Source organism: Pauljensenia sp. UMB3104 (assembly GCF_030217285.1).
In the GTDB taxonomy this organism is placed as follows: Bacteria; Actinomycetota; Actinomycetes; order Actinomycetales; family Actinomycetaceae; genus Pauljensenia.
In genome coordinates this window covers 1-240 of sequence record NZ_JASONN010000565.1, presented here as the reverse complement: position 1 = coordinate 240, position 240 = coordinate 1, and the positions used below count along the sequence as shown (strand labels likewise).

At 63.8% G+C, this 240-nt stretch carries 1 protein-coding gene; it reads right to left on the bottom strand.

The features are described from left to right. A partial coding sequence (locus QP415_RS12790) for a hypothetical protein (RefSeq protein ID WP_285100324.1) occupies positions 1-240 on the bottom strand: 240 nt, incomplete at both ends.

Genomic DNA, 240 nt, shown 5'->3' with positions numbered 1-240 from the left:
GAACTTCTGCGAGACGTAGACGCCGGTCTTTCCTTCACCCAGTTGCGAGGGCATCGCGGCGACCTTCTGTGGGGTGAGCGGGGGCGTTCCCGCGAGTTCGCCAGTAAAAGCCGGATGCGCCATGTCGACGCCCGTGTCGATGACGGCGATGACCTTTCCTTCGCCCTTCTGGGCGACCTGGTCGATATGCATCATGAGATGGGCGCTCAGGTTAGCGGGGTCCTGCCCGCCGGTCTGCGA